Genomic DNA, 22,884 nt, shown 5'->3' with positions numbered 1-22,884 from the left:
TATTGAATCAAAGATATTAATTTTTTGAATTGTGTTTTATAGTAAACTGATTTAAAGCTTTGTCATAACTAATCAAATCAGAATCAAAGAGATGGCCAATGTCATTGTCCTTAATCAATTTCGAGGTTTTCCCAGAAATAAATTTTGAAGGAGTCATTAACCAAAGCTCATCTGCAAGTTGTAAAGCTAAATTTACTTCATGAGTGGAGACAATAATAGTTTTCTGAAAGTCTGTAGCTAAGTTTTTAAGTAAGGAAAATGTATTAATAGTATGGTGTAAATCCAAATGAGCGGTTGGCTCATCTAGCACTATTATAGGTGTATTTTGTGCGAGCGCTCTCGCGATTAATACTTTTTGTAGTTGCCCATCACTTAATTCGTAACATTTAGAATTCATTAAATGTTTAGTACTTGTTTTTTCAAATGCTAATTCAATAATTTGTAAATCTTCAGTAGTTAAATAACCAATCCAATTCGTATAAGGCTGTCTACCCAGAGCTACTAATTCAAAGACAGTTAAACTACTGTCAGGTAATCTTTCAGTAAGAACGAGACTTACTATTTTAGCTAAATTTGCGTAACTATATGTTTCTAATTTTGTTGAATCTATAACTATTTCACCGTTCAAAGTTGGTTGAACTTTTGTTAATGTTCTTAGTAAGGTAGATTTTCCAATTCCATTTTCACCTAACAAGCAAACCAAATTTCCTGCTTTGAGCTCAATATTCAAATTAGAGGCAATTGTTTTTACTTCACTTTTAGAAGTATATCCAATGCTTAAATTTGAAACTTTTAAAATATGTTTACTCATTGACTTCATTAATAATAGATCTTTCTTTTTCTAACCAAAAGCCAAATTATAATAGGTGCTCCAAGTAGAGATGTTATAGCATTTATAGGTAGCGTGTAATCACTGGTTGGCAATTGAGCAATACTATCACATATTAGCATAATAATAGAACCGCTTATTGCAACTGCAGGTAATAAAATTTTATGGTCTGAGGTATTAAATAATAGCTTTGTTAAATGTGGTACTGCCAAACCAATAAATGCAATAGGACCTGAAAAAGCAGTAATAACACCAGTGAGTAAACTTGTAGAAATAAGTGTAATAGAGCGAGTTAATTTTACGTTTACACCCATACTTTTAGCATAATTTTCACCGATAAGAAGACTATTTAATGGTTTTATAATAAATACTACTAATAGTATTCCAATGCTAAAAAGACTTATTAATGCAATAATTTCGTTCCAACTTAGATTTCCTAAACTACCAAAACTCCAAAAGAGATATTGCTGTAATTGGCTAGCGCTACTAAAATAAGCAAGCACACTAATAATAGCAGCTGTTAAACTTCCAAACATCAATCCTATAATTAATATTGACATGGTATTTCGAACTTTTATGGCGGCAATCATGACTGCAGAAAGTACCATAAATGATCCAATACTAGCAGCAATGGCGAGTCCAAAATTTGTAAAGGCATAACTTGTAATACTTGCTCCAAGAAAAGAAGCTCCTAAAATTAAAATTGCCACTCCTAAACTTGCTCCAGAACTAATTCCTAAAACATAAGGGCCTGCTAGGGGATTCCTGAACAAGGTTTGCATTAACAGCCCGCTAATTGAAAGACCAGAACCAACAATAATAGCAGTTATTGCTTTTGGTAATCTATAATCTAAAACAATAGTTCGCCAGGATTCCTTAGCCACGTCACCATTAATTAAACTTAAAAGCAATTGTTTAAAAGGAATTGAGACAGATCCTAAACTAATATTTATAAAGCTGATAATTAATAATGAAATTAACAGGAGAATAAATGTATTTCTGTATGACTTTGTTAGGCTTACCAATTATATTCTTTTAGAAATTCTACTAATTGTTCAATTGCTTTTCCTCTGTGACTAATAATGCTTTTTTCTTCCATACCCATTTCAGCAAATGATTTTTTATAGCCTTTAGGTTTAAAGATTGGGTCATAGCCAAAACCACTTTCTCCTTGTTTATTTTTTAATATTTCACCTTTGCAAATACCTTCAAAAAGGTACTGTTTTTTGTGTATATTCAACGCAATGGCAGTTCTAAATTGTGCCTTTCTATTAGTTTTAGTATCAAGCTCAAATAATAATTTATTCATATTTTTTTTGGCATTATTTTCTTTTCCAGCATAGCGTGCAGAAAACACTCCGGGTTCATTGTTTAAGACTTCAACTTCAAGTCCTGTATCATCAGCAAAGCAATTTAAACCATATTTATTAGTAATAAAATTTGCTTTTAAAATTGCATTTCCTTCTAAAGTTTCAGCAGTTTCAGGAATATCATCAAAACATTTAATTTCAGCTAAACTAACAATTTCAAAATTGGTAAGCATTGCTTGAACTTCTTTTAATTTATGCCGATTATTAGTTGCAAAAACAAGTTTTAATTTATTCATGGTGATATGGTTCATTTTTTAAAATTGTAAATGCTCTGTACAGTTGTTCAACAAAAAATAAACGAATCATTTGATGTGAAAAAGTCATTTTAGATAAAGATATTTTTCCTTGTGCCTTTTTATAAATTGTTTCAGAAAATCCATATGGCCCTCCAATAACTAATACTAATTGCTTAATACCTGAATTCATTTTCTTTTGAAGGTAGGAAGAAAAATCAATTGACCTAAATTCTTTTCCTTTTTCATCTAATAAAATTAGTATATCAGTAGCAATTAATTTTTTTAAAATAAGCTCACCTTCTTTCTCTTTTTGTTGCGTTTCACTTAAATTTTTAACATTCTTAATGTCAGGAATAATTTCAAACTCAAAATTAATATAGTGCTTTAACCTATTTTGATAGGTTTCAGTTAATAATTGTAAATTTTTATCATCGGTTTTACCAATGGCCAATAACTTAATTTTCATAAAGCAAATATAAAAAGAATTAAAGATGAATTTTTTGAAAATAAAAAAGTTATTTTTGTTACAAAATAGGCATCTCATGATTAGCAACAAACAATTTGAAAAAGAGCTTGATTTAATAATAGTAAATGCTGTTAGAGAAGATGTTGGCGGAGGAGATTATAGTTCACTTGCTTGTATTCCTGAGCAGGCAACCGGAAAAGCAAAATTATTAGTAAAGGAAGATGGTATAATTGCGGGCGTTGAATTTGCGCAACGAATTTTTAAATATGTTGATATAAATTTAAAGGTTGAGTTGCTTATTGAAGATGGAGCAGAAGTAAAGTATGGTGATATTGTGTTTTTTGTTTCAGGAAGGTCACAATCTATTTTAAAAGCTGAACGTTTGGTTTTAAATGCGATGCAACGAATGAGTGCTATTGCGACAAAAACTAAAAAGTTTGCAAACTTATTAGACGGTACTAAAACCAAGATATTAGATACTAGAAAAACTACACCGGGAATTAGAGCTATTGAAAAATGGGCCGTAAAAATTGGTGGAGGTGAGAACCACAGATTTGCTTTATATGATATGATTATGTTAAAAGATAATCATATTGATTTTTCTGGAGGTATAACTAATGCCATTAAGAAAACAAAACGTTATTTAAAAGAAAATTTTCTTGATTTAAAAATAATTGTTGAGGCACGAAGTTTAGAAGAAATAAAAGAGATTTTAAAATCTGACGGCGTACACAGAATTTTAATTGATAATTTTAATTATGCTGATACCAAAAAAGCAGTTGAGCTTATTGGAGATCGTTGTCAAACTGAATCCTCAGGTGGAATTACTTTAGAAACTGCACGAGACTATGCTAATTGTGGAGTAGATTATATTTCTTCAGGTGCTCTTACACACTCTGTCTATAATATGGATTTAAGTTTAAAAGCTGTTGAATGACAAAAGAAATTGAAGATAGTTTAAATAAAATTCCAATTGTAAATTGGCTGGTTCGTTTTACAAAAAAGATTAAAATTCCTGGTTTAAGGGGTATGTCTTTGTATGATGTAATTGAAATGTATGTAATTGGAATAGTTAAAGGTGCTTTAACATCGCGTGCCGGTGGTATTGCATTTAGTTTTTTCATGGCTTTATTTCCTTTTTTACTATTTATTCTTACACTAATTCCATTTGTACCAATTGAAGGATTTCAGCAAGACTTTTTATTTATGATTGAACAGTTGTTACCTCCAAATACAGCGCAATCTGTTCATGAAGTAATTGTGGATATTGCTAATAATCAATATAGTGGTTTGCTTTCCTTTGGTTTTGTCGCTTCTATTTTTTTAATGACAAACGGAGTGAATGCTGTGTTAGGTGGATTTGAATATTCCTATCATGTAAATGAAATGAGAAGTGTTTTAAGACAATACTTTATTTCAATGGGAATGGCTATAATTTTATCATTTGTCTTATTATTAACAGTTGCAATTATCATTTATTTTCAAATTGGAATTGAAAATTTAAAAGCAAAAGGTTGGTTAAATGATGATGTTTTTTGGATTGAAAAGGGGCGTTTTGTATTTTTTTTAATTTTAATATTTGTATCAGTTTCATTTTTGTATAAATTTGGTACTAAGCAAGTTAAACACCATTCTTTTTTTACTCCAGGATCAATTTTAACAACACTATTAACCTTACTTATGTTTAAATTATTTGCCGTGTACGTGTTAAAATTTGCAACCTATAACGAGTTATATGGTTCAATTGGTACGTTGTTAATTTTAATGCTCTTTGTTTGGCTAAATTCTATTATTTTATTGTTAGGGTTTGAATTAAATGCGAGTATGAGTAAACTGAAAAGATCACAATTAAAAGAAAATAGGAAATGAAAATTGTAGCAATGATTCCAGCACGATTTGAAGCAAGCCGCTTTCCAGGTAAATTAATGAAAGATTTGGCTGGTAAATCTGTAATTGTTAGAACTTATGAAGCTACAAAAAAGTCAAACTTATTTGATGAAGTATATGTAGTTACGGATAGTGATCTAATTTTTAGTGAAATTATTTCAAATGGTGGGAAAGCTATAAAAAGTAAAAAGGAACACGAATCTGGCAGTGACAGAATTGCGGAAGCCGTTGAGAATTTAGAGGTAGATATTGTTGTAAATGTTCAAGGAGATGAACCTTTTACTCAGAAAGAGCCTTTACAGAAATTGATAGAGGTATTTGAACTTGATGAAAATAAAAAAATTGATATCGCATCTTTAATGCTAAAAATTGAAGATGAAGAAGAAATAAATAATCCAAATAATGTAAAAGTAGTTACTTCTGAAGATAATTTTGCAATGTATTTCTCTCGTTCTCCAATTCCATACCCTCGAGAAGAATCTAAGGCTGTTTACTTTAAGCACATTGGAATTTATGCGTTTAGGAAAAAGGCATTATTAAAATTTACAACCTTACCTATAAATAGGTTAGAAGCTACTGAAAAATTAGAAAATTTACGATTTTTAGCAAATGGTTTAAACGTAAAGATGGTTGAAACCAATCAAATAGCAATAGGGATAGATACTCCAGAAGATTTAGAAAAAGCCAATTTAATTTTTAAAAATAATTAGATAATGAGTATTTCACCTGAAACAATTTTTAGTATTTTAGTTGGAATAGGTTTAGCAGCATCTGTTGGTTTTCGTATTTTTGTTCCTTTGTTTGCTCTAAGTTTAGCGTCCTATTTCAATATAATTCCTTTGAATGAAAATTGGCAATGGGTTAGTAGTTCATCTGCATTAATTATTTTAGGGGTTGCAACTATTGTTGAAGTTATTGCTTATTTTATTCCTTTTTTAGACAATTTATTAGATACCATAGCAGTTCCACTAGCGGCAATTGCAGGGACAGCAGTTATGGTTGCAACCGTAAGTGAATTAGATCCAACATTTACTTGGGCATTAGCAATTATTGCTGGTGGAGGAACTGCAGCTGCCATCAAAGGCTCAACAAGCACCACTCGCTTAGCCTCAACAACTACAACTGCAGGAATCGCAAACCCAGTTATTTCAACTGTTGAAACAGGTACTTCAATTGTGATGTCATTTCTTGCTATATTCATTCCAGTAATTGCTATGATTTTTGTGATATTTATATTTTGGATTTTATTTAAAGTATTTAAACTATTTAAATCCTCAAAATCTGTAAAATAAAGTATTTGAATTTTTAATTTGCGAAAAATCAATATTACAAAAGCTTTAATTAGTTTTTAAATTTTCGGATATTTGCAAATTAATTTAAAAAAATGGCACAAAAACCAAGCATACCAAAAGGAACTCGTGATTTTTCACCTACTGAAGTCGCAAAAAGAAACTATATATTCTCTGTTATTAAGCAGGTATTTGAAGTATATGGCTTTCAGCCTATTGAAACTCCTTCATTTGAAAATTCATCAACACTTATGGGAAAATATGGAGATGAAGGTGATCGTTTAATTTTTAAAATATTAAACTCAGGGGATTTCTTAAAGAAAGTAGATGACGATATATTATCAAATAAAGATAGCTCTAAAGTTACTTCAAAAATTTCTGAAAAAGCACTACGTTATGATTTAACTGTGCCGTTTGCGCGTTATGTAGTTCAACACCAAAATGATATAGAGTTTCCTTTTAAACGTTATCAAATGCAGCCAGTTTGGCGAGCAGATAGACCCCAAAAAGGTCGCTTTAGAGAGTTTTATCAATGCGATGCTGATGTGGTTGGAAGTAAAGGTTTATGGCAAGAAGTGGAGTTTGTACAATTGTATGATGCTGTTTTTAGTAAGTTAAAATTGAAAGGAACGACTATCAAATTGAATAATCGTAAAATATTAGCAGGGATTGCTGAAATTATTGGCGAGACAGATAAGTTAATTGATTTCACAGTTGCATTGGATAAATTAGATAAAATAGGTGCAGAAGGAGTAACTAACGAAATGGTAGCGAAAGGTATTTCAGAAAATGCAATTGAAAAAGTACAGCCATTATTTAGTTTTAATGGAAGTAACCAAGATAAATTGAATCAGTTGGAAGTAATGTTAGCTGAGTCTAATGAAGGTTTGAGAGGAGTGGAAGATTTAAGATTTGTTGTTAGCACTATTGAAAAATTAGGTTTACAATCTGTAAATTTGGTTATAGATGTTACTTTAGCACGAGGATTAAATTATTACACGGGAGCAATTTATGAAGTATCAGCCCCTGAAGGTATTAAAATGGGATCTATTGGTGGTGGTGGAAGATATGATGATTTAACAGGAATTTTTGGACTGAAAGATATGAGTGGTGTTGGAATTTCATTTGGTCTAGATCGTATTTATTTGGTGTTAGAAGAATTGAATTTGTTTGAAGAGGTTGAGTTACCAACACCAAAAATACTATTTATAAATTTAGGTGAAGCTGAGGCGACCTCCTGTTTGAACGCATTGGTTTTGTTAAGAAAAAATAATATTAAATCAGAATTATATCCTGAGAATGTTAAAATGAAGAAACAATTCAATTATGCAAATAAAAGAGAAATTCCTTATGTAATAATTGTTGGTTCTGATGAAGTTAAAAACAATAATTTTACAGTAAAAAACATGAAAACGGGTGATCAGAAGTTATGTAGTTTGGAAGAATTACTTAGAATCGATACTTTATTTTAAAAACTAAGTCGTAAATTTGCACACTAAACAGAAAAAAATGTTTGAAGGTAAAAAAGGAATGGTAAACAATACAGATGAAATAGGAGATGACCACGTTGCCTCTTCTGCTAAAACACCCTTAAGAGCGGATGCTTTTGAGATTTCAGATCAGGAAAAATTGGTTAGAATAGAACAAAGTGTTAGAGATATTCTAGATACATTAGGCATGGATTTAGAAGATGATAGTTTAAAAGGAACACCAAGAAGAGTAGCTAAAGCCTATGTAAATGAAATTTTTAGTGGTTTAAACCCTAAAAATAAGCCAAAATTATCTACGTTCGATAACAATTATAAATATGGTGAAATGCTGGTTGAAAAAAACATTACTGTTTATTCTACTTGTGAACACCATTTGTTACCTATAGTTGGAAGAGCTCATGTAGCTTATATTTCTAATGGTAATGTAATAGGTTTATCAAAAATGAATCGTATTGTTGATTATTTTGCAAAAAGACCTCAAGTTCAAGAGCGTCTAACAATGCAAGTTGTTCAGGCTCTACAAGAAGCTCTTGGGACAAAAGATGTTGCTTGCGTAATTGATGCAAAGCATTTATGTGTAAACTCTAGAGGAGTTCGTGATATTGTAAGTAGTACAGTTACGTCTGAATTTGGTGGAGTGTTTAAAAACAAAGAGACTAAAAGTGAATTTTTAGATTATATTAAAATGGATACTAATTTTAATGAAATTACTTAATTCTAACAAAAAAACATAATAAAAAAAGCACCTTTTCAGGTGCTTTTTTTATTGAACAAAATTAAATCTAAGCCTCTTTTTTAATCAGTTCCTCTTGAACATTATTAGGTACTAATTCAAAACTTGAGAATTTAGTACTAAAACTTGCTCTTCCTTGAGTTATTGAACGTAACGTAGTTGAATACTTATACATTTCAGCTAATGGTGTTTTAGCTTTTATAGTTTGGTATTTTCCATCGCTGTCCATACCTAAAATAATAGATCTACGTGATTGTAAATCGGTCATCACATTACCCATTAACTCTTCAGGCACTTTAACAGTAAGCTCATGAATTGGCTCAAGTAACTTAGGTTTTGCATTTAAGAAAGCATCTTTAAATGCGTGAGCCGCCGCAATTTTGAATGAAATATCATTAGAATCTACAGCGTGCATTTTACCATCAAATAGCATAACTCTAATATCTCTTGCATATGATTTTGTTAAAGGCCCCTCTTCCATGACCTCTAAAATTCCTTTTAGAACAGCAGGTAAATAGCGCGTATCAATAACTCCACCAACTATACAGTTGTAGAATACTAATTTTCCACCCCAATCTAATTCTACTTCTTCTTTACCTCTAATATTAAAACCTTCTGGCTCCGGCATACCTTCAAAATAAGGTTCAATTTTTATGTGAACTTCACCAAATTGACCAGATCCACCCGATTGTTTTTTATGTTTGTAACTGGTTGTTGCAGATCTTTGAATAGTTTCTCTATATGTAATTTTTGGTTGTTCAAAACTAGCTTCAATACCGTATAACTTTTTCAATGTCCAATCTATTGTTGCTAAATGTAATTCTCCTTGGCAAGATAAAATTTGCTGTTTCAATTCTTTCGAATATTTGATAATTACAGTTGGATCTTGACTATGAATTTTTTTCAGAGCTTCATTCAGTTTTTCTTCATCGTTTTTATCAACAGCATTTACTGATTTACTAATTCTTGAAGAAGGATAATTAATTGGTTTAATAGTTATATTAGAACCTTTAGTTCTTAAAGTGTCATTGGTTTCAGTATACTTTAATTTCAATGTTGCTCCTATATCACCTGCGCTTAATTTTTCTACAGGTTCACGATTTTTACCATTTATAATATAAAGCTGATTTAAAATCTCAGTTTCGTCATTTCTCGAATTTTCAAGCTTATCATTTTGTTTAATTTCTCCTGATTTTACTTTAAAGAAACTTATTTGACCCAAGTTTGGTTCATATAATGTTTTGAAAATAAATAAGGATGTTGGTCCGTCTACTTTGCATTCAATAGTTTCATTTTCAACACTTTGTTCAGCCTTTAAATCAGCTGCAGAAGGAGCTACATTATCTATGAATCCCATTAACCTTCCACTACCCATATCGTTTAATGCAGAAATACAAAAAACTGGAAATAATTCATGATTTAACATTCCTTTTTTAATTCCCTCTCGCATTTCATCTTCATTAAGAGTACCTTTATCAAAATAAAGTTCCATTAACTCTTCATCATTTTCAGCAGCTTTTTCTACTAATTCATTATGTAGTTCATTAGCAAGATCTATTTGGTCAGCAGGAATTTCTAACTTTTCAGGTTTCCCACCTTCAGGTCCAAATTTGTACATCTTCATTTTGAGTACATCAATTATACATTGTGCACCATCAATTACTAATGGAAACTGTATTTTAATAGCGTTGTTTCCAACCAAATCTACGATGCTTTTAAAACTTTCATCAAAATCAGCATTTGGACTGTCGATTTGATTGATAACAAAAAGTGTTGGACGAGAAAAACGATCTACATAATTCCAAATAATTTCAGTACCAACTTCAACTCCATGTTGCGCGTTTACTAACGTAACAACTGAATCTGCTACACGCATAGTTGAGGCGATTTCGCCTATAAAATCGTCTAAGCCAGGAGTGTCAATAATGTTTATTTTGTAATTGCGCCATTCAGTGTGAAGGGGAGTGGCAAAAATGGTAGTTTCTCTTTCTTGCTCAATTTCGTGATAGTCGGAAACAGTATTTTTGTTTTCTACGCTACCACGGCGTTTGACTAATCCAGCTTCGAAGAGCATTGTTTCAGCCAATGTGGTTTTTCCGCTTTTATGAGCTCCTACAAAGGCAACATTTTTAATGTGTTTATCATCGTATATTTTCATAATTTAATTGTTTTTGTGAAAAGTTGTATAAAGTTACAAACTTTTTTATTTAAAAATATGACGAATGTTAGTATTTATGTTAAACTGTTTTAGTATTCAATTTTTAAATTAAAAGTAGAATTTAATTGTTTATTTACAGTTCATCCTATTAAAATTACAGTTCAGGTTATTTAAATTTTTTTCAAGCCAAGTTTCATAGATATTTGTTGAGTAAACAAAAAATAATATTAATTTAAATCAACAACAATGCAACATTTAATTTTAACAATTGTCTTAGTTTTTTCAGTAATTTTTATGTCAAATGCACAAGAAGTAACTGAAAATAATTCAGAAAACACTATTACGGTAACTGTTCCTAATGTTTTAAATAATAATGGAAAAATTAACTTTGCGCTTTTTACTCAAGAAAATTTTAGAAAGCAACCTTTATTTGCCAAATCCTCTTCTATTGAAAATGGGAAAAGTATAGTCACTTTTGAAAAAGTACCAACAGGAACTTATGCTATTATTTGTTTTCATGATGAAAATAATAATGATCAAATGGATTTTCAAGAAAATGGAATGCCAAAAGAAAGTTATGGTACTTCAAATAACCCGATGAATTTTGGTCCTCCACAATTCGATAGTTCAAAGTTTCAGGTTGCAGATAAAGATATATCTTTAGAAATTAAGTTTTAAATTGCAGCTACTAAAAAAATAAATTTCAATGAAGTCGCATATCAAATATATATTTAAAATTTCTATACTTATAGCACTTATAGTTTTTATTATTGAGCGCGCTTTAACAAATAACGGATTTAATTTAAATGCAAACGAGTTGTTTAAAGTTTTTAGTATTCATTTTATGTATGCTTTCGTTCTGACTTTAATAAACGCTCATTTTTATGATTTTTTAAATTCAAAATTTTCTTGGAAAAAGCATTCAAAGAAAAGATTAATAATTGGAGCTGCTGGATCTATTGCCCTTACAATGATAGGATTAGTGCTTTTACGTTTTATTTCAATAGTACTTATTAATGGAAAGCCAGTAGATAATTTTTTAAATGATAAATATGCTTTTGGCTATTATACATTCGGTTTAGTTATAACCTTAATAATAAGTTTAGTATTTCATTCAATTTATTTTTACAAAGCACTTACTGAAGACAAAGTAAAAGAACAACAGATAGTTGCTAAAACAGAAACTGCGAAATATGAATCGCTAAAGAGTCAAATTGACCCACATTTTTTATTTAATAGTTTGAATGTATTAACATCATTAATAGGTGAAAACCCTATTCAAGCGGAGAAATTTACTACTAAACTTTCAAAAGTTTATAGGTATGTTTTGGAACAAAAAAGTAAAGATTTAGTAAGTTTAGACGAAGAATTACATTTTGCTAAAACGTATATGGAATTATTAAAAATGCGCTTTGAAAATGCAGTAACTTTTGAAATACCAGAGGCAGCTTCAAATTCAGAACTTAAAATTATTCCCTTGTCATTGCAATTACTTTTAGAAAACAGTATCAAGCACAATGTAGTTTCTGAAGAAAATCCATTAAAAGTGGTTATTCATGAAGAAGATGGTTTTTTAATAGTAAATAACAACTTTAAGCCCAAAAAAATTTTAGAACAAGGAACAAAAGTTGGATTAAAAAATATAATTGAACGCTATAATTTAATAACATTAAAAAAAGTAGTGGTAGAAAAAACATTGGAAGATTTCACCGTAAAATTACCGCTATTAACTCAAAAAACAACACTTATGAAGACATCAAACACACAACAATATAACAGATATAGTAAAGCGGTAGAGCGCGTTGAAGAGATAAAAGGATTTTATGGAAGCTTAATAGCATATTGCTTAGTAATTCCATTTTTAATATTTATAAACTTAAAATATGTACCTCAATTTCATTGGTTTTGGTTTCCTGCAATGGGCTGGGGAATAGGGTTAATTTTTCAAGGATTTAAAGCGTTCGCGTATAATCCATTTCTTGGGAATGATTGGGAAGAGCGTAAAATACAGGAGTTTATGAATAAAGATAAAAAACAATATTGGGAGTAATAGTTAAAAATAAATTTAAAAACATAAACAATGAGAACAGAATATACAGAAGAAGACAAATATATTAGAGCAAAAAAAAGAGTTGATAACATTAAAGGATTTTATGCAAATTTACTAGCCTATTGCTTAGTAATACCTTTTTTATTCTTTATAAATTATATGACTTCTCCAAGTTATTATTGGTTTTGGTGGCCTATGTTTGGTTGGGGTATTGGAATTATTTTTCACGCATTTGGAGTTTTTGGTAATGATCTACTTTTTGGGAAAGACTGGGAAGAACGTAAAATAAAAGAAATTATGGATAAAGATAAGAATGCTAAATTTTAAGATGATGGAAAACAATAATTATACAAAAGAACAACAATATGTAAGAGCAAAAAAGAAGGTAAAATCTATTAAAGGTTTCTATTCACATTTATTGGTTTACCTTGTGGTTAATGGTTTTATTTTAGGGTCTAGATTCATATCTACTGGAGATTGGGAAGCCTTTTGGGAGTGGCAATCTTATAGTACAGCAATATTTTGGGGAATAGGATTGGCGTTTCATGCATTTAGTGTGTTTGGAATAGATGTTATTTTGGGCAAAGACTGGGAAGATCGAAAAATAAAACAACTTATGGATAAAGATCGAACTAATAAATGGGAGTAGATTTCTTTAAAAAGCAAATATGTACACTATGAAAGTTGTAATTATAGAAGATGAAAAACCTGCTGCTCGCCGATTAAGTAGAATGCTTAATGACTTAGGAATAGAACCTATTGCAATGTTACATTCTGTAAATGAATCTATTAATTGGTTTTATAATAATCAACATCCTGATTTAATATTTTTAGATATTCAGCTTTCGGATGGATTATCCTTTGAGATTTTTGAAGAAGTAGAAATAAAAAGTGCAATTATTTTTACCACAGCTTATGATGAGTATGCATTAAAAGCGTTTAAATTAAATAGTATAGATTATTTGCTAAAGCCTATTGATACTGACGAACTAGAAAATGCTGTGAATCAATATAAAAAAATACAGAGTGCAACATTAAATCCTGGATTTGATTTTGAACAAATTAAAAAATTAATTGCTCCTACAGAAAAGAATTTTAAAAAACGATTTACAGTAAAAATTGGACAACATTTAAAAATGGTTCCAACTGATACAATTGAATGTTTCTTTAGTGAAAATAAAGCAACAAACATTCATACAAATAATGATAGAAACTATTTAATTGAAGATACGTTGGAACAATTAGAGGATGTTTTAGAGCCTGAGTATTTTTATAGAGTAAGTCGTAAATATATTGTAAACATAAATGCGATTAAAGATATAGTCTCTTATTCAAATAGTCGCTTGAAACTTATGTTAAATAGTTATAACGAATCGGAAATAATTGTAAGTAGAGAGCGTGTAAAAGATTTTAAAAATTGGATAGGTTAGTTATTTAGCATAAAAGCTTCATTTTCTTTTTGTTATACTAAAATAAAATTACTAAATTTGCACTCCTTTTTACGAGAACAGATTTAAAAAAGGGATTTAGAGAAAAATATATAAATAATCTCTTGGAGTTATTATCGTTTAAAAATCTGAATAACAATAAGATACAAATAATTATCATCAGCAAATATGTCTGAAGAAACAAAAAAAACTGAGGAGCAAAAAGAAGCTACTGAAGTAAAAAAAACAACAGCAAAAGCAAAAACTACAAAAGCTAAAGCTGAAAAACCAGCAAAAATTAAAGAAGAAGCAGCAAAAGAAGTAGAAACTACTACTGAATCTGTGGAAGCGGCAAAAGAAGAGGCAGTAACTGAAGTAAAAGCTACTACAGAAACTGAGGAAGCGGTAAAAGAAGAAGTTGTTGAAGCTCCTAAAGTTGAAGTTGTCAACCCTGAAGAATTCCTAGAGAATTTTGATTGGCACATGTACGAAGAAGGAATTGAAGCAGTTGACGAAGAAAACTTAAAAGCTTTTGAGGCAGCTTTAGATGGAACATTAGGTTTAGTGAATGAAAGAGAAGTAATTGAAGGAACTGTAATTAGAAAAACAGATCGTGAAGCAATTATTGATATCAACTCAAAATCTGAAGGTGTTATTTCTTTAAATGAATTTCGTTATAACCCTAACTTAGCTGTTGGTGATGTTGTTGAAGTTTTAGTTGATAAAAGAGAAGATAGTACAGGTCAATTAGTATTATCACACAAAAAAGCAAGAGTAATAAAAGCTTGGGATCGTGTAAATAATGCACACGAAACTGGTGAAGTTGTGAATGGTTTTGTTAAATGCAGAACTCGTGGAGGTATGATTGTTGATGTTTTTGGAATTGAAGCATTCTTACCAGGTTCTCAAATTGATGTGAAGCCAATTAGAGATTACGATCAATATGTTGAAAAAACAATGGAATTCAAAGTGGTTAAAATTAATCATGAATTCAAAAACGTTGTTGTTTCTCACAAAGCCCTAATCGAGGCTGATATTGAAATTCAGAAAAAAGAAATTATTGGTAAATTAGAAAAAGGACAAGTATTAGAAGGTGTTGTTAAAAACATTACTTCTTATGGTGTATTTGTTGATTTAGGCGGTGTTGACGGTTTAGTTCACATTACAGATTTATCATGGTCTAGAATTAATCATCCAAGTGAAGTGGTTGAATTAGATCAAACATTAAACGTTGTAATTCTTGACTTTGATGATGAGAAAACAAGAATTCAATTAGGATTAAAACAATTAAATGCTCATCCTTGGGAAGCATTAGATGATACTATTAAAGTAGGTGATACAGTAAAAGGTAAAGTAGTTGTACTTGCTGATTATGGTGCATTTATTGAAGTAGCACAAGGTGTTGAAGGTTTAATTCACGTTTCTGAAATGTCTTGGTCAACGCACTTACGTTCGGCTCAAGATTTTGTAAAAGTTGGTGATGAAGTTGAAGCGCAAGTGTTAACTTTAGATAGAGAAGACAGAAAAATGTCTTTAGGTATTAAGCAACTTCATCCAGATCCTTGGAATGCGATTGCAGAAAAATATCCAGTAGGTTCTAAACATACAGGTACTGTTCGTAATTATACAAACTTTGGTGTATTTGTTGAATTAGAAGAAGGAATTGATGGATTAGTTTATATTTCAGATCTTTCTTGGACTAAGAAAATTAAGCACCCATCAGACTTTACAACTGTAGGTGATAAATTAGAAGTTCAAGTATTAGAGTTAGATGTTGAAGGACGTAAATTAAATTTAGGTCATAAGCAAACTACTGAAAATCCTTGGGATGCACATGAAGAGAAGTTTGCTATAGACTCTATTCATGAAGGTACTGTTAAAGATAAAAGTGATAAAGGATTAATCGTTTCATTTGAAGATGGAGTTGAAGCATTTGTTCCTAGTCGTTTTACAACTAAAGAAGATGGTACTAAATTAGCAAAAGGAGATACAGACAAGTTTAAAGTTATTGAATTCAATAAAGAATTTAGACGTGTTGTAGCTTCTCATACATCAATATTTAAAGCACAAGAAGAGAAAAATATTAAAGTAGCTCAGAAAAAAGCTGAATCTGCTGATAAAACTACTCTTGGAGATTTAGGTGGAGATCTTGCTGCATTAAAGAAAAAAATGGAAGGGAAATAAGATTCTCTCATATTTTATAATATTAAAAGCTGTATCAAAGGATACAGCTTTTTTTTTCGTTATTAGTTCAATTAAATTTATCTTTGCTCATTAAATTTATCCAATGACATTAATAAAATCAATATCAGGTATTAGAGGTACTATAGGAGGAAATACAGGAAACAACCTAACTCCTTTAGATACCGTAAAATTTGCTGCAGCTTACGGAATGTGGTTGAAGCAACAATCAACCAAAAAGGAGTATAAAGTTTTAATAGGAAGGGATGCCAGAATTTCAGGAAAAATGGTGAGTAGTTTAATAGGAAACACGCTGGTTGGTTTAGGTATTGATGTTGTGGATGCAGGATTATCTACTACGCCAACTGTTGAATTAGCTGTTCAAATGGAAGAAGCTGATGGTGGAATTATTATTACAGCAAGTCATAATCCAAAACAATGGAATGCTTTAAAATTGTTAAATCATAAAGGGGAGTTTTTAGATGCTGTTGAAGGAGAAAAAGTATTAAAAATTGCAAAAGATGAAAGCTTTGATTTTGCTGAAGTTGATGATTTAGGAATTTTTCGAAAAAAGAAAAATTTTATTCAAAAACATATAAATGCTGTTTTAAATCTCCCATTGGTAAATGTTGAAGCAATTAAAAGTGCAAATTTTAAAGTAGTTGTAGATGCGGTGAATTCAACAGGAGGGATCTCAATTCCGCCATTGTTAGAAAAATTAGGTGTTGAATGTGTTGAATTGTATTGTGAGCCAAATGGAGAATTCCCACATAATCCTGAGCCTTTAAAAGAGCATTTAACTGATATATCGGAATTAGTGGTAAAAGAAAAGGCTAATCTAGGAATTGTGGTTGATCCTGATGTAGATAGATTAGCGCTTGTTTGTGAAGATGGAAGTATGTTTGGTGAAGAATATACCTTAGTAGCTTGTGCTGATTATGTATTAGGTAAAACCAAGGGTAATACTGTTTCAAATTTATCTTCATCTAGAGCCTTGCGAGATATAACACTTAAACATGGAGGAACATATGAAGCTAGTGCAGTTGGAGAAGTAAATGTAGTTGAATTAATGAAGAATAATAATGCGATTATTGGAGGTGAAGGTAATGGAGGAATTATTTATCCTGAGTCACATTATGGAAGAGATTCATTAGTTGGTGTTGCCTTATTTTTATCGCATTTAGCAACTTCAAAAATGTCTTGTAAAGAACTACGAGATACTTACCCAAATTACTATATGAGTAAAAATAAAATTGAATTAACACCTCAAATTAATGTAGATGAAATTTTAAATACTATTGCAATTTCTTACAAGAATGAAGATGTAATAGCTATTGATGGTGTTAAAATTAACTTCGACAATGAGTGGGTGCATTTGAGAAAATCAAATACAGAGCCTATTATTAGAATTTATACAGAAAGTACCACACAAAAGTTAGCAGACGAACTAGCATTGCGTTTTATTACAGAAATAAAAGATATTATTTAAACTTTATGAGAAAAACTTCAATAGCAATTTTTTTGCTAATAACTACAGTTTTATTTTCGCAAGAAAATAATCAAGATATATCTCAAGATTTCCGAGATGTAAAAAGTAATAAAGGAAAAATGTTTGCATATTGGGGATGGAATAGAGGACACTTTTCAACATCTGATATTACATTCAAAGGAGAAAATTATAATTTTACGTTAAGCGATGTAAAAGCTGATGATAAACCAAAACCGTTTGGTATTTATTATTTTAAATTGGATGAAGTAACGATACCTCAAACAAACTTTAGAATCGGATACTTTTTTAAAGAAAATTATACAGTTTCAATTGGTGTTGACCATATGAAATATGTAATGCGAAATGACCAAACTGTAAACATAAATGGTAATATAAATACAGGAGGCGAATTTGATGGAACCTTTAGTAATGATGATATTGTTTTGACTGAAGATTTTTTATTGTTTGAGCATACTGATGGTTTAAACTATGTGAATGTTGAAGTAAGTAGATTTGACAACTTAGATAATTGGTTAAAATTTCCTATAAAGAATATAGATATTAATTTAACTGAAGGAGTTGGAGTAGGAGTATTGTATCCTAAAACTAATACAACTTTATTGGGAAAAGAGCGATACGATGAATTTCATGTTTCTGGGTATGGAATATCTGCACATGTTGGTTTAAACATTACTTTTTTTAAACACTTTTTTATTCAATCTAATTTAAAAGTTGGCTATATTAATATGGCTGATATAAGAACTACAGCTAATACAACAGATTCGGCATCTCAGAGTTTTACTTTTTTAGAAAATATGTATGTATTTGGGGCAAAATTTAATTTAACAAAATAGTAATAATCTAGATATCATTATAAAGCTTAAATTCACTTAATATTATTAGATTAAATTGTTTTAAGTCGTATCATTTTTTCTTTAAATTGATATTGAATTTCAATAACTTTTTCATCTTGAATTCGTTTTGATTCTTCTTCATTTAATTCGAAATCAATTTCGGTATAGTAGAAAGGTGTATTTTTAATTTCGGAAGATCCTATATCTGTATTATCTGAGTGTATGGTTAACTCATCACTTTCAAAAACAAAAGTTAATGTACAGCCAACTCGTTTTATTTTAGTTGAAAATTCTCCTATTATAATTGTTTGAATAAATGGAAATCCACCTAATTCTTCAAAATCTAAATACACAGTATTTTTTTCATCTTCTGCATATTTAGAGCCACCTTTAAAGTCTATTTTAGGAAAATCTTCTACAGAAACTTCTTTTTTTTTAGATTTAAAAAGATTTGATATCGAAAACCTCATATACTAAATAATTTAATTATGATACGCTGTATTATGTGCTAAAAGAGTTCCGCAAGCGACACAATTTTCAGCGGTACCAGAACCGCCAGGACAACCATTTGTACATGTGTAATGAAAAATTCCTAAGGCATTTTGAGCAGGTGATGGAGCCGTATTTTGAGTAGGGTTGGTTGTATTTCCTAAATTAGTTTTAGGTACGTTTAAAGGTCCGTTTTTCAAAAACTCATCATTATGAAAGGCTTGATTATGTAAATATGGCGTATTACAAGTTGGGCAAATACCTTCAACATCACTACCACTATTTTCACATTTATTAGCACATATATAGTGTTTAACTTTCACTATTTCTTTCTTGTTATCAGTTTGAACCTTTTGCTTCTTTTCCTCACAAGAAGTAGTTAAAACAAATAGGAACACTAGCAGTAATTTAAAGAGTTTCATAAAATCGTATTTTTTGGTAAAATTCAAATATAGTATAAAAATATAAAATCACTTAAGAATACTTATATATTTAAAGCGATTAAAAGTAAAAGATGGCATACGAAGATTTCCTAGGTATGACATCTTTTTAAATTTTTAGCTTAAAGTTTAAACTAAATGAGTTTTAATAATAAAATGCTTATAAATGAATCACTTCATCATAGGCATCAGCCACAGCCTCCATAACTGCTTCACTCATTGTAGGATGCGGATGAATAGCTTTCAATACTTCATGTCCTGTTGTTTCTAATTTTCTTCCTAGTACAGCTTCAGCGATCATATCAGTAACTCCTGCACCAATCATATGGCAACCTAACCATTCTCCATATTTCGCATCAAAAATTACTTTTACAAAACCATCAGGTGTTCCTGCGGCTTTTGCTTTTCCTGAGGCTGAAAAAGGGAATTTTCCAACTTTTAAATCATATCCTTGTTCTTTTGCTTGGGCTTCAGTTAAACCAACACTTGCAATTTCAGGAGTAGCATACGTACAACCAGGCACATTGCTATAATCTATTTTTTCAGTGTGCAATCCAGCAATCTTTTCAACACAAGTAATTCCTTCAGCAGAAGCAACATGTGCTAAAGCCTGACCAGGAACTACATCACCAATAGCATAATAACCAGGGATATTAGTCTCATAGAAATCATTTACTAAAATTTTATCTCTGTCGGTAATAATACCTACATCTTCTAAACCAATATTCTCAATATTTGATTTAATCCCCACTGCTGAAAGTAGCACATCAGCTTCTAAAATTTCTTCACCTTTTTTAGTTTTTACAACAGCTTTTACTCCTTTACCAGAGGTGTCAACAGATTCAACAGAGGAGTTAGTCATTACTTTAATTCCAGATTTTTTGAAAGAACGCTCAAATTGTTTTGAAACATCTATATCTTCAAGAGGAACTAAATTCGGTAAAAATTCAACAATAGTAACTTCAGTTCCCATTGCATTGTAAAAATGAGCAAATTCAACACCAATTGCACCAGATCCTACTACAATCATTTTTTTAGGTTGTGAAGGCAAAGTCATTGCTTTTCTGTAGCCAATTACTTTTTCACCATCTTGTGGTAAGTTAGGTAATTCACGTGAACGCGCACCGGTTGCTATAATTAGGTGGTCTGCACTATATTCTGTAACGTTACCTTCTGCATCTGTCACATCAACTTTTTTACCAGTTTTAATTTTACCAAAACCATCAATGACATCAATTTTGTTTTTCTTCATTAAAAACTGAACACCCTTGCTCATTCCATCGGCAACGTTTCTACTTCGTTTAATAACAGCTTCAAAATCTTTGTCAATCGCTTCAGCTTTTAAACCATATTGATCTACATGTTTTAAGTAATCGAATACTTGAGCACTTTTTAATAATGCTTTTGTAGGAATACATCCCCAGTTTAAACAAATTCCACCTAAATTTTCTTTTTCTACAATCGCAACTTTAAATCCTAATTGAGATGCTCTAATTGCTGTAACGTAGCCTCCAGGACCACTACCAATAATTATTATGTCGTATTTCATGTGTTTTTGTTTAAATGTTAGTTTTGCTAAATTTTTCAGCAAATTTAAGTATTTATTTGTTTATAAGTTTTATACCTTTAATAGAATTCACTAAAAGCTTTTCGAAAAATGTTGACTTTATTGATTTTCTTTGATCGTTTTAATTAATATACTTAATTACATGCGTTTTGGTACTTGAATTCCTAAAAGATAAAATGCCGATTTTAATACTTCAGCTACTTTTTCTGATATTTGAATTCGTAGGATTTTTTCTTGTTCGTGTTCACAACCTAAAATAGGAATGGTTTGGTAAAATGAGTTGTATTCTTTTACTAAATCATAAGTGTAATTTGCCACTAAAGCCGGACTGTGGTTTTTAGCTGCGAGTTGAATGGTCTCTGGAAATAATTCCAATTGTTTAATTATTGAACGCTCTTTTTCATGTAATTTTAATTCACTTATTTCTTGCGTGTAATCAAATGTAGCTTTTCTTAAAATAGATTGAATTCTAGCATAAGTATATTGTATAAATGGGCCAGTATTTCCAGCAAAATCAACTGATTCTTCAGGATTAAAGAGAATTCTTTTTTTAGGATCCACTTTCAAAATGTAATATTTTAAAGCACCTAGACCAATAGTTTTATACAAGATTGCTTTTTCTTTTTCAGAGTAGCCTTCTAATTTTCCTAATTCCTGAGAAATAGCTTTTGCAGTTTTTGTCATTTCTTCCATTAAATCATCTGCATCTACAACTGTTCCCTCTCTCGATTTCATTTTACCACTTGGTAAATCTACCATTCCATAGGATAAATGATAACAATGTTTAGCCCAGCTAAACCCTAATTTATCTAAAATTAGAAATAAAACTTTAAAATGATAATCTTGCTCATTTCCAACAGTATATACCAATTCATCTAAGTCATAATCTTTAAAACGTTCAATAGCGGTTCCAATGTCTTGAGTCATATAGACCGCAGTTCCATCAGCGCGTAAAACAATTTTTTCATCTAAACCTTCATCAGTTAAATCAATCCAAACTGATCCATCTTCTTTTTTGTAAAAAATACCATTTTTAAGACCTTCAGAAACAATATCTTTACCTAATAAGTAAGTATTACTTTCATAGTAATTTTTATCAAAATCAACACCTAATTCTTTATACGTTTCATCAAAACCAGCATACACCCATTGATTCATTGTTTTCCATAGCTCTACTACCGATTTATCTCCAGCTTCCCATTTTAAAAGCATTTCTTTTGCTTCTAATAAAATTGGAGCTTCGTTTTTTGCTTCTTCTTCAGTTTTACCATTTTTAATTAATTGGGCAATTTCAGCTTTATACTCTTGATCAAATTTGACGTAATAATTACCAACTAATTTATCGCCTTTTAATCCGGTGTTTTCAGGAGTTTCTCCATTTCCGAAGCGTTGCCAAGCCAACATACTTTTACAAATATGAATTCCACGATCGTTTATAATTTGGGTTTTGTAAACTTTTTTTCCAGAAGCTTCAATAATTTTAGCTACCGAATAGCCCAATAAATTATTTCTGATGTGGCCCAAATGCAAAGGTTTATTCGTGTTAGGTGAAGAATATTCAACCATAACAGCTTTTTCATTTGGGTTTGCAGGAATAAATCCAAAGTTTTTAGTACTATAAATTGTATTGAAATTTTCCAGAAAATAGAAGTCAGAAATTACTAAGTTTAAAAATCCTTTTACGACATTAAAATCAGCTATTTGCTCAACATTTTCTTTCAAATAAGTACCAAGTTTGGTTCCTATTTCAACGGGGTTTCCTTTTACAACGCGTAATAATGCAAAAACAACAATAGTAATATCACCTTCGAAATCTTTTTTAGTGGCTTGAAATTCCACGGATTCTATTGTTGCATTGTAAATTTCTTTTAAGCCTTTTTTTACGGCTTCTCCTAATATGTTTTGCATCATTTTTTTGCTGAAATATTT

At 30.3% G+C, this 22,884-nt stretch carries 23 protein-coding genes; 14 read left to right on the top strand and 9 right to left on the bottom strand.

Going from position 1 to position 22,884, the window contains the following annotated elements; all coding sequences use genetic code 11:
- Positions 1–16 precede the first annotated feature (16 nt).
- The 4 genes from HKP59_RS05360 to rlmH are packed head-to-tail and all read right to left on the bottom strand — an operon-like array spanning position 17 to position 2,901.
- Entirely contained in the window at positions 17–811 is a 795-nt protein-coding gene (locus HKP59_RS05360; protein WP_291804272.1) for an ABC transporter ATP-binding protein, read from the bottom strand.
- An 8-nt stretch (positions 812–819) separates the two neighbouring features.
- On the bottom strand, positions 820–1,854 hold the full coding sequence (locus HKP59_RS05355; protein ID WP_291804270.1) for an iron ABC transporter permease: 1,035 nt from the start codon (positions 1,852–1,854) through the stop codon (positions 820–822).
- A complete protein-coding gene (locus HKP59_RS05350; RefSeq protein WP_291804268.1) occupies positions 1,848–2,435 on the bottom strand; it encodes a non-canonical purine NTP diphosphatase in 588 nt (195 codons plus the stop codon). Before HKP59_RS05350 ends, HKP59_RS05355 begins: the two co-directional genes overlap by 7 nt.
- Positions 2,428–2,901 (bottom strand): 23S rRNA (pseudouridine(1915)-N(3))-methyltransferase RlmH, encoded by a 474-nt coding sequence (gene rlmH, locus HKP59_RS05345; RefSeq protein WP_291804265.1) that lies wholly within the window; start codon positions 2,899–2,901, stop codon positions 2,428–2,430. The genes HKP59_RS05350 and rlmH overlap by 8 nt, the downstream gene beginning before the upstream one ends.
- A 76-nt stretch (positions 2,902–2,977) precedes the next feature.
- On the opposite strand from rlmH, the gene nadC reads away from it, so the two are divergent.
- From nadC to folE, 6 genes are all read left to right on the top strand, one after another.
- On the top strand, positions 2,978–3,838 hold the full coding sequence (nadC, locus tag HKP59_RS05340) for a carboxylating nicotinate-nucleotide diphosphorylase (RefSeq protein WP_291804263.1): 861 nt from the start codon (positions 2,978–2,980) through the stop codon (positions 3,836–3,838).
- On the top strand, positions 3,835–4,770 hold the full coding sequence (locus HKP59_RS05335) for a YihY/virulence factor BrkB family protein (RefSeq protein WP_291804261.1): 936 nt from the start codon (positions 3,835–3,837) through the stop codon (positions 4,768–4,770). The genes nadC and HKP59_RS05335 overlap by 4 nt, the downstream gene beginning before the upstream one ends.
- Positions 4,767–5,498, top strand: coding sequence for a 3-deoxy-manno-octulosonate cytidylyltransferase (gene kdsB, locus HKP59_RS05330; protein ID WP_291804258.1), 732 nt, complete (start codon positions 4,767–4,769; stop codon positions 5,496–5,498). The genes HKP59_RS05335 and kdsB overlap by 4 nt, the downstream gene beginning before the upstream one ends.
- Before the next feature lie 9 nt (positions 5,499–5,507).
- A complete protein-coding gene (locus tag HKP59_RS05325) occupies positions 5,508–6,080 on the top strand; it encodes a DUF4126 domain-containing protein (protein ID WP_291804383.1) in 573 nt (190 codons plus the stop codon).
- Positions 6,081–6,172: 92 nt separating this feature from the next.
- A complete protein-coding gene (hisS, locus tag HKP59_RS05320) occupies positions 6,173–7,549 on the top strand; it encodes a histidine--tRNA ligase (RefSeq protein ID WP_291804256.1) in 1,377 nt (458 codons plus the stop codon).
- 58 nt (positions 7,550–7,607) lie between these two features.
- Positions 7,608–8,282, top strand: coding sequence for a GTP cyclohydrolase I FolE (folE, locus tag HKP59_RS05315; RefSeq protein WP_291804382.1), 675 nt, complete (start codon positions 7,608–7,610; stop codon positions 8,280–8,282).
- Between the two features lie 67 nt (positions 8,283–8,349).
- On the opposite strand, the gene HKP59_RS05310 is transcribed toward folE, so the two are convergent.
- Entirely contained in the window at positions 8,350–10,458 is a 2,109-nt protein-coding gene (locus HKP59_RS05310; RefSeq protein ID WP_291804253.1) for an elongation factor G, read from the bottom strand.
- A gap of 246 nt (positions 10,459–10,704) precedes the next feature.
- Between HKP59_RS05310 and HKP59_RS05305 the strand changes: the two genes are divergently transcribed.
- From HKP59_RS05305 to HKP59_RS05270, 8 genes are all read left to right on the top strand, one after another.
- The gene (locus HKP59_RS05305) at positions 10,705–11,136 is read left to right on the top strand and encodes a DUF2141 domain-containing protein (RefSeq protein ID WP_291804251.1); all 432 of its coding nucleotides are present in this window, start codon (positions 10,705–10,707) and stop codon (positions 11,134–11,136) included.
- A 28-nt stretch (positions 11,137–11,164) separates the two neighbouring features.
- The gene (locus HKP59_RS05300) at positions 11,165–12,508 is read left to right on the top strand and encodes a 2TM domain-containing protein (RefSeq protein WP_291804247.1); all 1,344 of its coding nucleotides are present in this window, start codon (positions 11,165–11,167) and stop codon (positions 12,506–12,508) included.
- A gap of 30 nt (positions 12,509–12,538) precedes the next feature.
- Positions 12,539–12,835 carry a 2TM domain-containing protein gene (locus tag HKP59_RS05295; RefSeq protein ID WP_291804245.1) on the top strand — a complete coding sequence of 99 codons (297 nt, stop codon included), beginning with the start codon at positions 12,539–12,541 and terminating at the stop codon, positions 12,833–12,835.
- Positions 12,822–13,157, top strand: a complete 336-nt coding sequence (locus tag HKP59_RS05290; protein WP_291804242.1) for a 2TM domain-containing protein — start codon at positions 12,822–12,824, stop codon at positions 13,155–13,157. The genes HKP59_RS05295 and HKP59_RS05290 overlap by 14 nt, the downstream gene beginning before the upstream one ends.
- A gap of 28 nt (positions 13,158–13,185) precedes the next feature.
- On the top strand, positions 13,186–13,938 hold the full coding sequence (locus HKP59_RS05285) for a LytTR family DNA-binding domain-containing protein (protein WP_291804240.1): 753 nt from the start codon (positions 13,186–13,188) through the stop codon (positions 13,936–13,938).
- Positions 13,939–14,124: 186 nt separating this feature from the next.
- Positions 14,125–16,119 carry a 30S ribosomal protein S1 gene (gene rpsA / locus HKP59_RS05280; protein WP_291804238.1) on the top strand — a complete coding sequence of 665 codons (1,995 nt, stop codon included), beginning with the start codon at positions 14,125–14,127 and terminating at the stop codon, positions 16,117–16,119.
- A 103-nt stretch (positions 16,120–16,222) separates the two neighbouring features.
- On the top strand, positions 16,223–17,605 hold the full coding sequence (glmM, locus tag HKP59_RS05275) for a phosphoglucosamine mutase (protein ID WP_291804236.1): 1,383 nt from the start codon (positions 16,223–16,225) through the stop codon (positions 17,603–17,605).
- 5 nt (positions 17,606–17,610) lie between these two features.
- Positions 17,611–18,459: a hypothetical protein gene (locus tag HKP59_RS05270; RefSeq protein ID WP_291804234.1), complete on the top strand. Its 849-nt coding sequence runs from the start codon at positions 17,611–17,613 to the stop codon at positions 18,457–18,459.
- Between the two features lie 50 nt (positions 18,460–18,509).
- On the opposite strand, the gene HKP59_RS05265 is transcribed toward HKP59_RS05270, so the two are convergent.
- The 4 genes from HKP59_RS05265 to argS form a co-directional block, all read right to left on the bottom strand.
- Positions 18,510–18,929: a hypothetical protein gene (locus HKP59_RS05265; protein WP_291804232.1), complete on the bottom strand. Its 420-nt coding sequence runs from the start codon at positions 18,927–18,929 to the stop codon at positions 18,510–18,512.
- 12 nt (positions 18,930–18,941) lie between these two features.
- Positions 18,942–19,370 (bottom strand): hypothetical protein, encoded by a 429-nt coding sequence (locus HKP59_RS05260; protein WP_291804231.1) that lies wholly within the window; start codon positions 19,368–19,370, stop codon positions 18,942–18,944.
- 178 nt (positions 19,371–19,548) lie between these two features.
- Entirely contained in the window at positions 19,549–20,937 is a 1,389-nt protein-coding gene (lpdA, locus tag HKP59_RS05255) for a dihydrolipoyl dehydrogenase (protein ID WP_291804229.1), read from the bottom strand.
- Between the two features lie 156 nt (positions 20,938–21,093).
- Positions 21,094–22,866, bottom strand: a complete 1,773-nt coding sequence (gene argS, locus HKP59_RS05250; RefSeq protein ID WP_291804227.1) for an arginine--tRNA ligase — start codon at positions 22,864–22,866, stop codon at positions 21,094–21,096.
- Positions 22,867–22,884: the final 18 nt, after the last annotated feature.

Origin of the sequence: Lutibacter sp. (genome assembly GCF_013041805.1) — a bacterium.
Taxonomy (GTDB): Bacteria; Bacteroidota; Bacteroidia; order Flavobacteriales; family Flavobacteriaceae; genus Lutibacter.
The sequence above is the reverse complement of the archived record's forward strand: the minus strand, read 5'-3'. Positions and strand labels throughout refer to the sequence as shown.

Excerpts from the sequence above, each read along its gene's own strand:
- HKP59_RS05360 (WP_291804272.1), bottom strand. The coding sequence starts at position 811 with ATGAGTAAACATATTTTAAAAGTTTCAAATTTAAGCATTGGATATACT.
- HKP59_RS05350 (WP_291804268.1), bottom strand. The coding sequence starts at position 2,435 with ATGAATAAATTAAAACTTGTTTTTGCAACTAATAATCGGCATAAATTA.
- rlmH (WP_291804265.1), bottom strand. The coding sequence starts at position 2,901 with ATGAAAATTAAGTTATTGGCCATTGGTAAAACCGATGATAAAAATTTA.
- nadC (WP_291804263.1), top strand. The coding sequence starts at position 2,978 with ATGATTAGCAACAAACAATTTGAAAAAGAGCTTGATTTAATAATAGTA.
- HKP59_RS05335 (WP_291804261.1), top strand. The coding sequence starts at position 3,835 with ATGACAAAAGAAATTGAAGATAGTTTAAATAAAATTCCAATTGTAAAT.
- kdsB (WP_291804258.1), top strand. The coding sequence starts at position 4,767 with ATGAAAATTGTAGCAATGATTCCAGCACGATTTGAAGCAAGCCGCTTT.
- hisS (WP_291804256.1), top strand. The coding sequence starts at position 6,173 with ATGGCACAAAAACCAAGCATACCAAAAGGAACTCGTGATTTTTCACCT.
- folE (WP_291804382.1), top strand. The coding sequence starts at position 7,608 with ATGGTAAACAATACAGATGAAATAGGAGATGACCACGTTGCCTCTTCT.
- HKP59_RS05310 (WP_291804253.1), bottom strand. The coding sequence starts at position 10,458 with ATGAAAATATACGATGATAAACACATTAAAAATGTTGCCTTTGTAGGA.
- HKP59_RS05305 (WP_291804251.1), top strand. The coding sequence starts at position 10,705 with ATGCAACATTTAATTTTAACAATTGTCTTAGTTTTTTCAGTAATTTTT.
- HKP59_RS05300 (WP_291804247.1), top strand. The coding sequence starts at position 11,165 with ATGAAGTCGCATATCAAATATATATTTAAAATTTCTATACTTATAGCA.
- HKP59_RS05295 (WP_291804245.1), top strand. The coding sequence starts at position 12,539 with ATGAGAACAGAATATACAGAAGAAGACAAATATATTAGAGCAAAAAAA.
- HKP59_RS05290 (WP_291804242.1), top strand. The coding sequence starts at position 12,822 with ATGCTAAATTTTAAGATGATGGAAAACAATAATTATACAAAAGAACAA.
- HKP59_RS05285 (WP_291804240.1), top strand. The coding sequence starts at position 13,186 with ATGAAAGTTGTAATTATAGAAGATGAAAAACCTGCTGCTCGCCGATTA.
- rpsA (WP_291804238.1), top strand. The coding sequence starts at position 14,125 with ATGTCTGAAGAAACAAAAAAAACTGAGGAGCAAAAAGAAGCTACTGAA.
- glmM (WP_291804236.1), top strand. The coding sequence starts at position 16,223 with ATGACATTAATAAAATCAATATCAGGTATTAGAGGTACTATAGGAGGA.
- HKP59_RS05270 (WP_291804234.1), top strand. The coding sequence starts at position 17,611 with ATGAGAAAAACTTCAATAGCAATTTTTTTGCTAATAACTACAGTTTTA.
- HKP59_RS05265 (WP_291804232.1), bottom strand. The coding sequence starts at position 18,929 with ATGAGGTTTTCGATATCAAATCTTTTTAAATCTAAAAAAAAAGAAGTT.
- HKP59_RS05260 (WP_291804231.1), bottom strand. The coding sequence starts at position 19,370 with ATGAAACTCTTTAAATTACTGCTAGTGTTCCTATTTGTTTTAACTACT.
- lpdA (WP_291804229.1), bottom strand. The coding sequence starts at position 20,937 with ATGAAATACGACATAATAATTATTGGTAGTGGTCCTGGAGGCTACGTT.
- argS (WP_291804227.1), bottom strand. The coding sequence starts at position 22,866 with ATGATGCAAAACATATTAGGAGAAGCCGTAAAAAAAGGCTTAAAAGAA.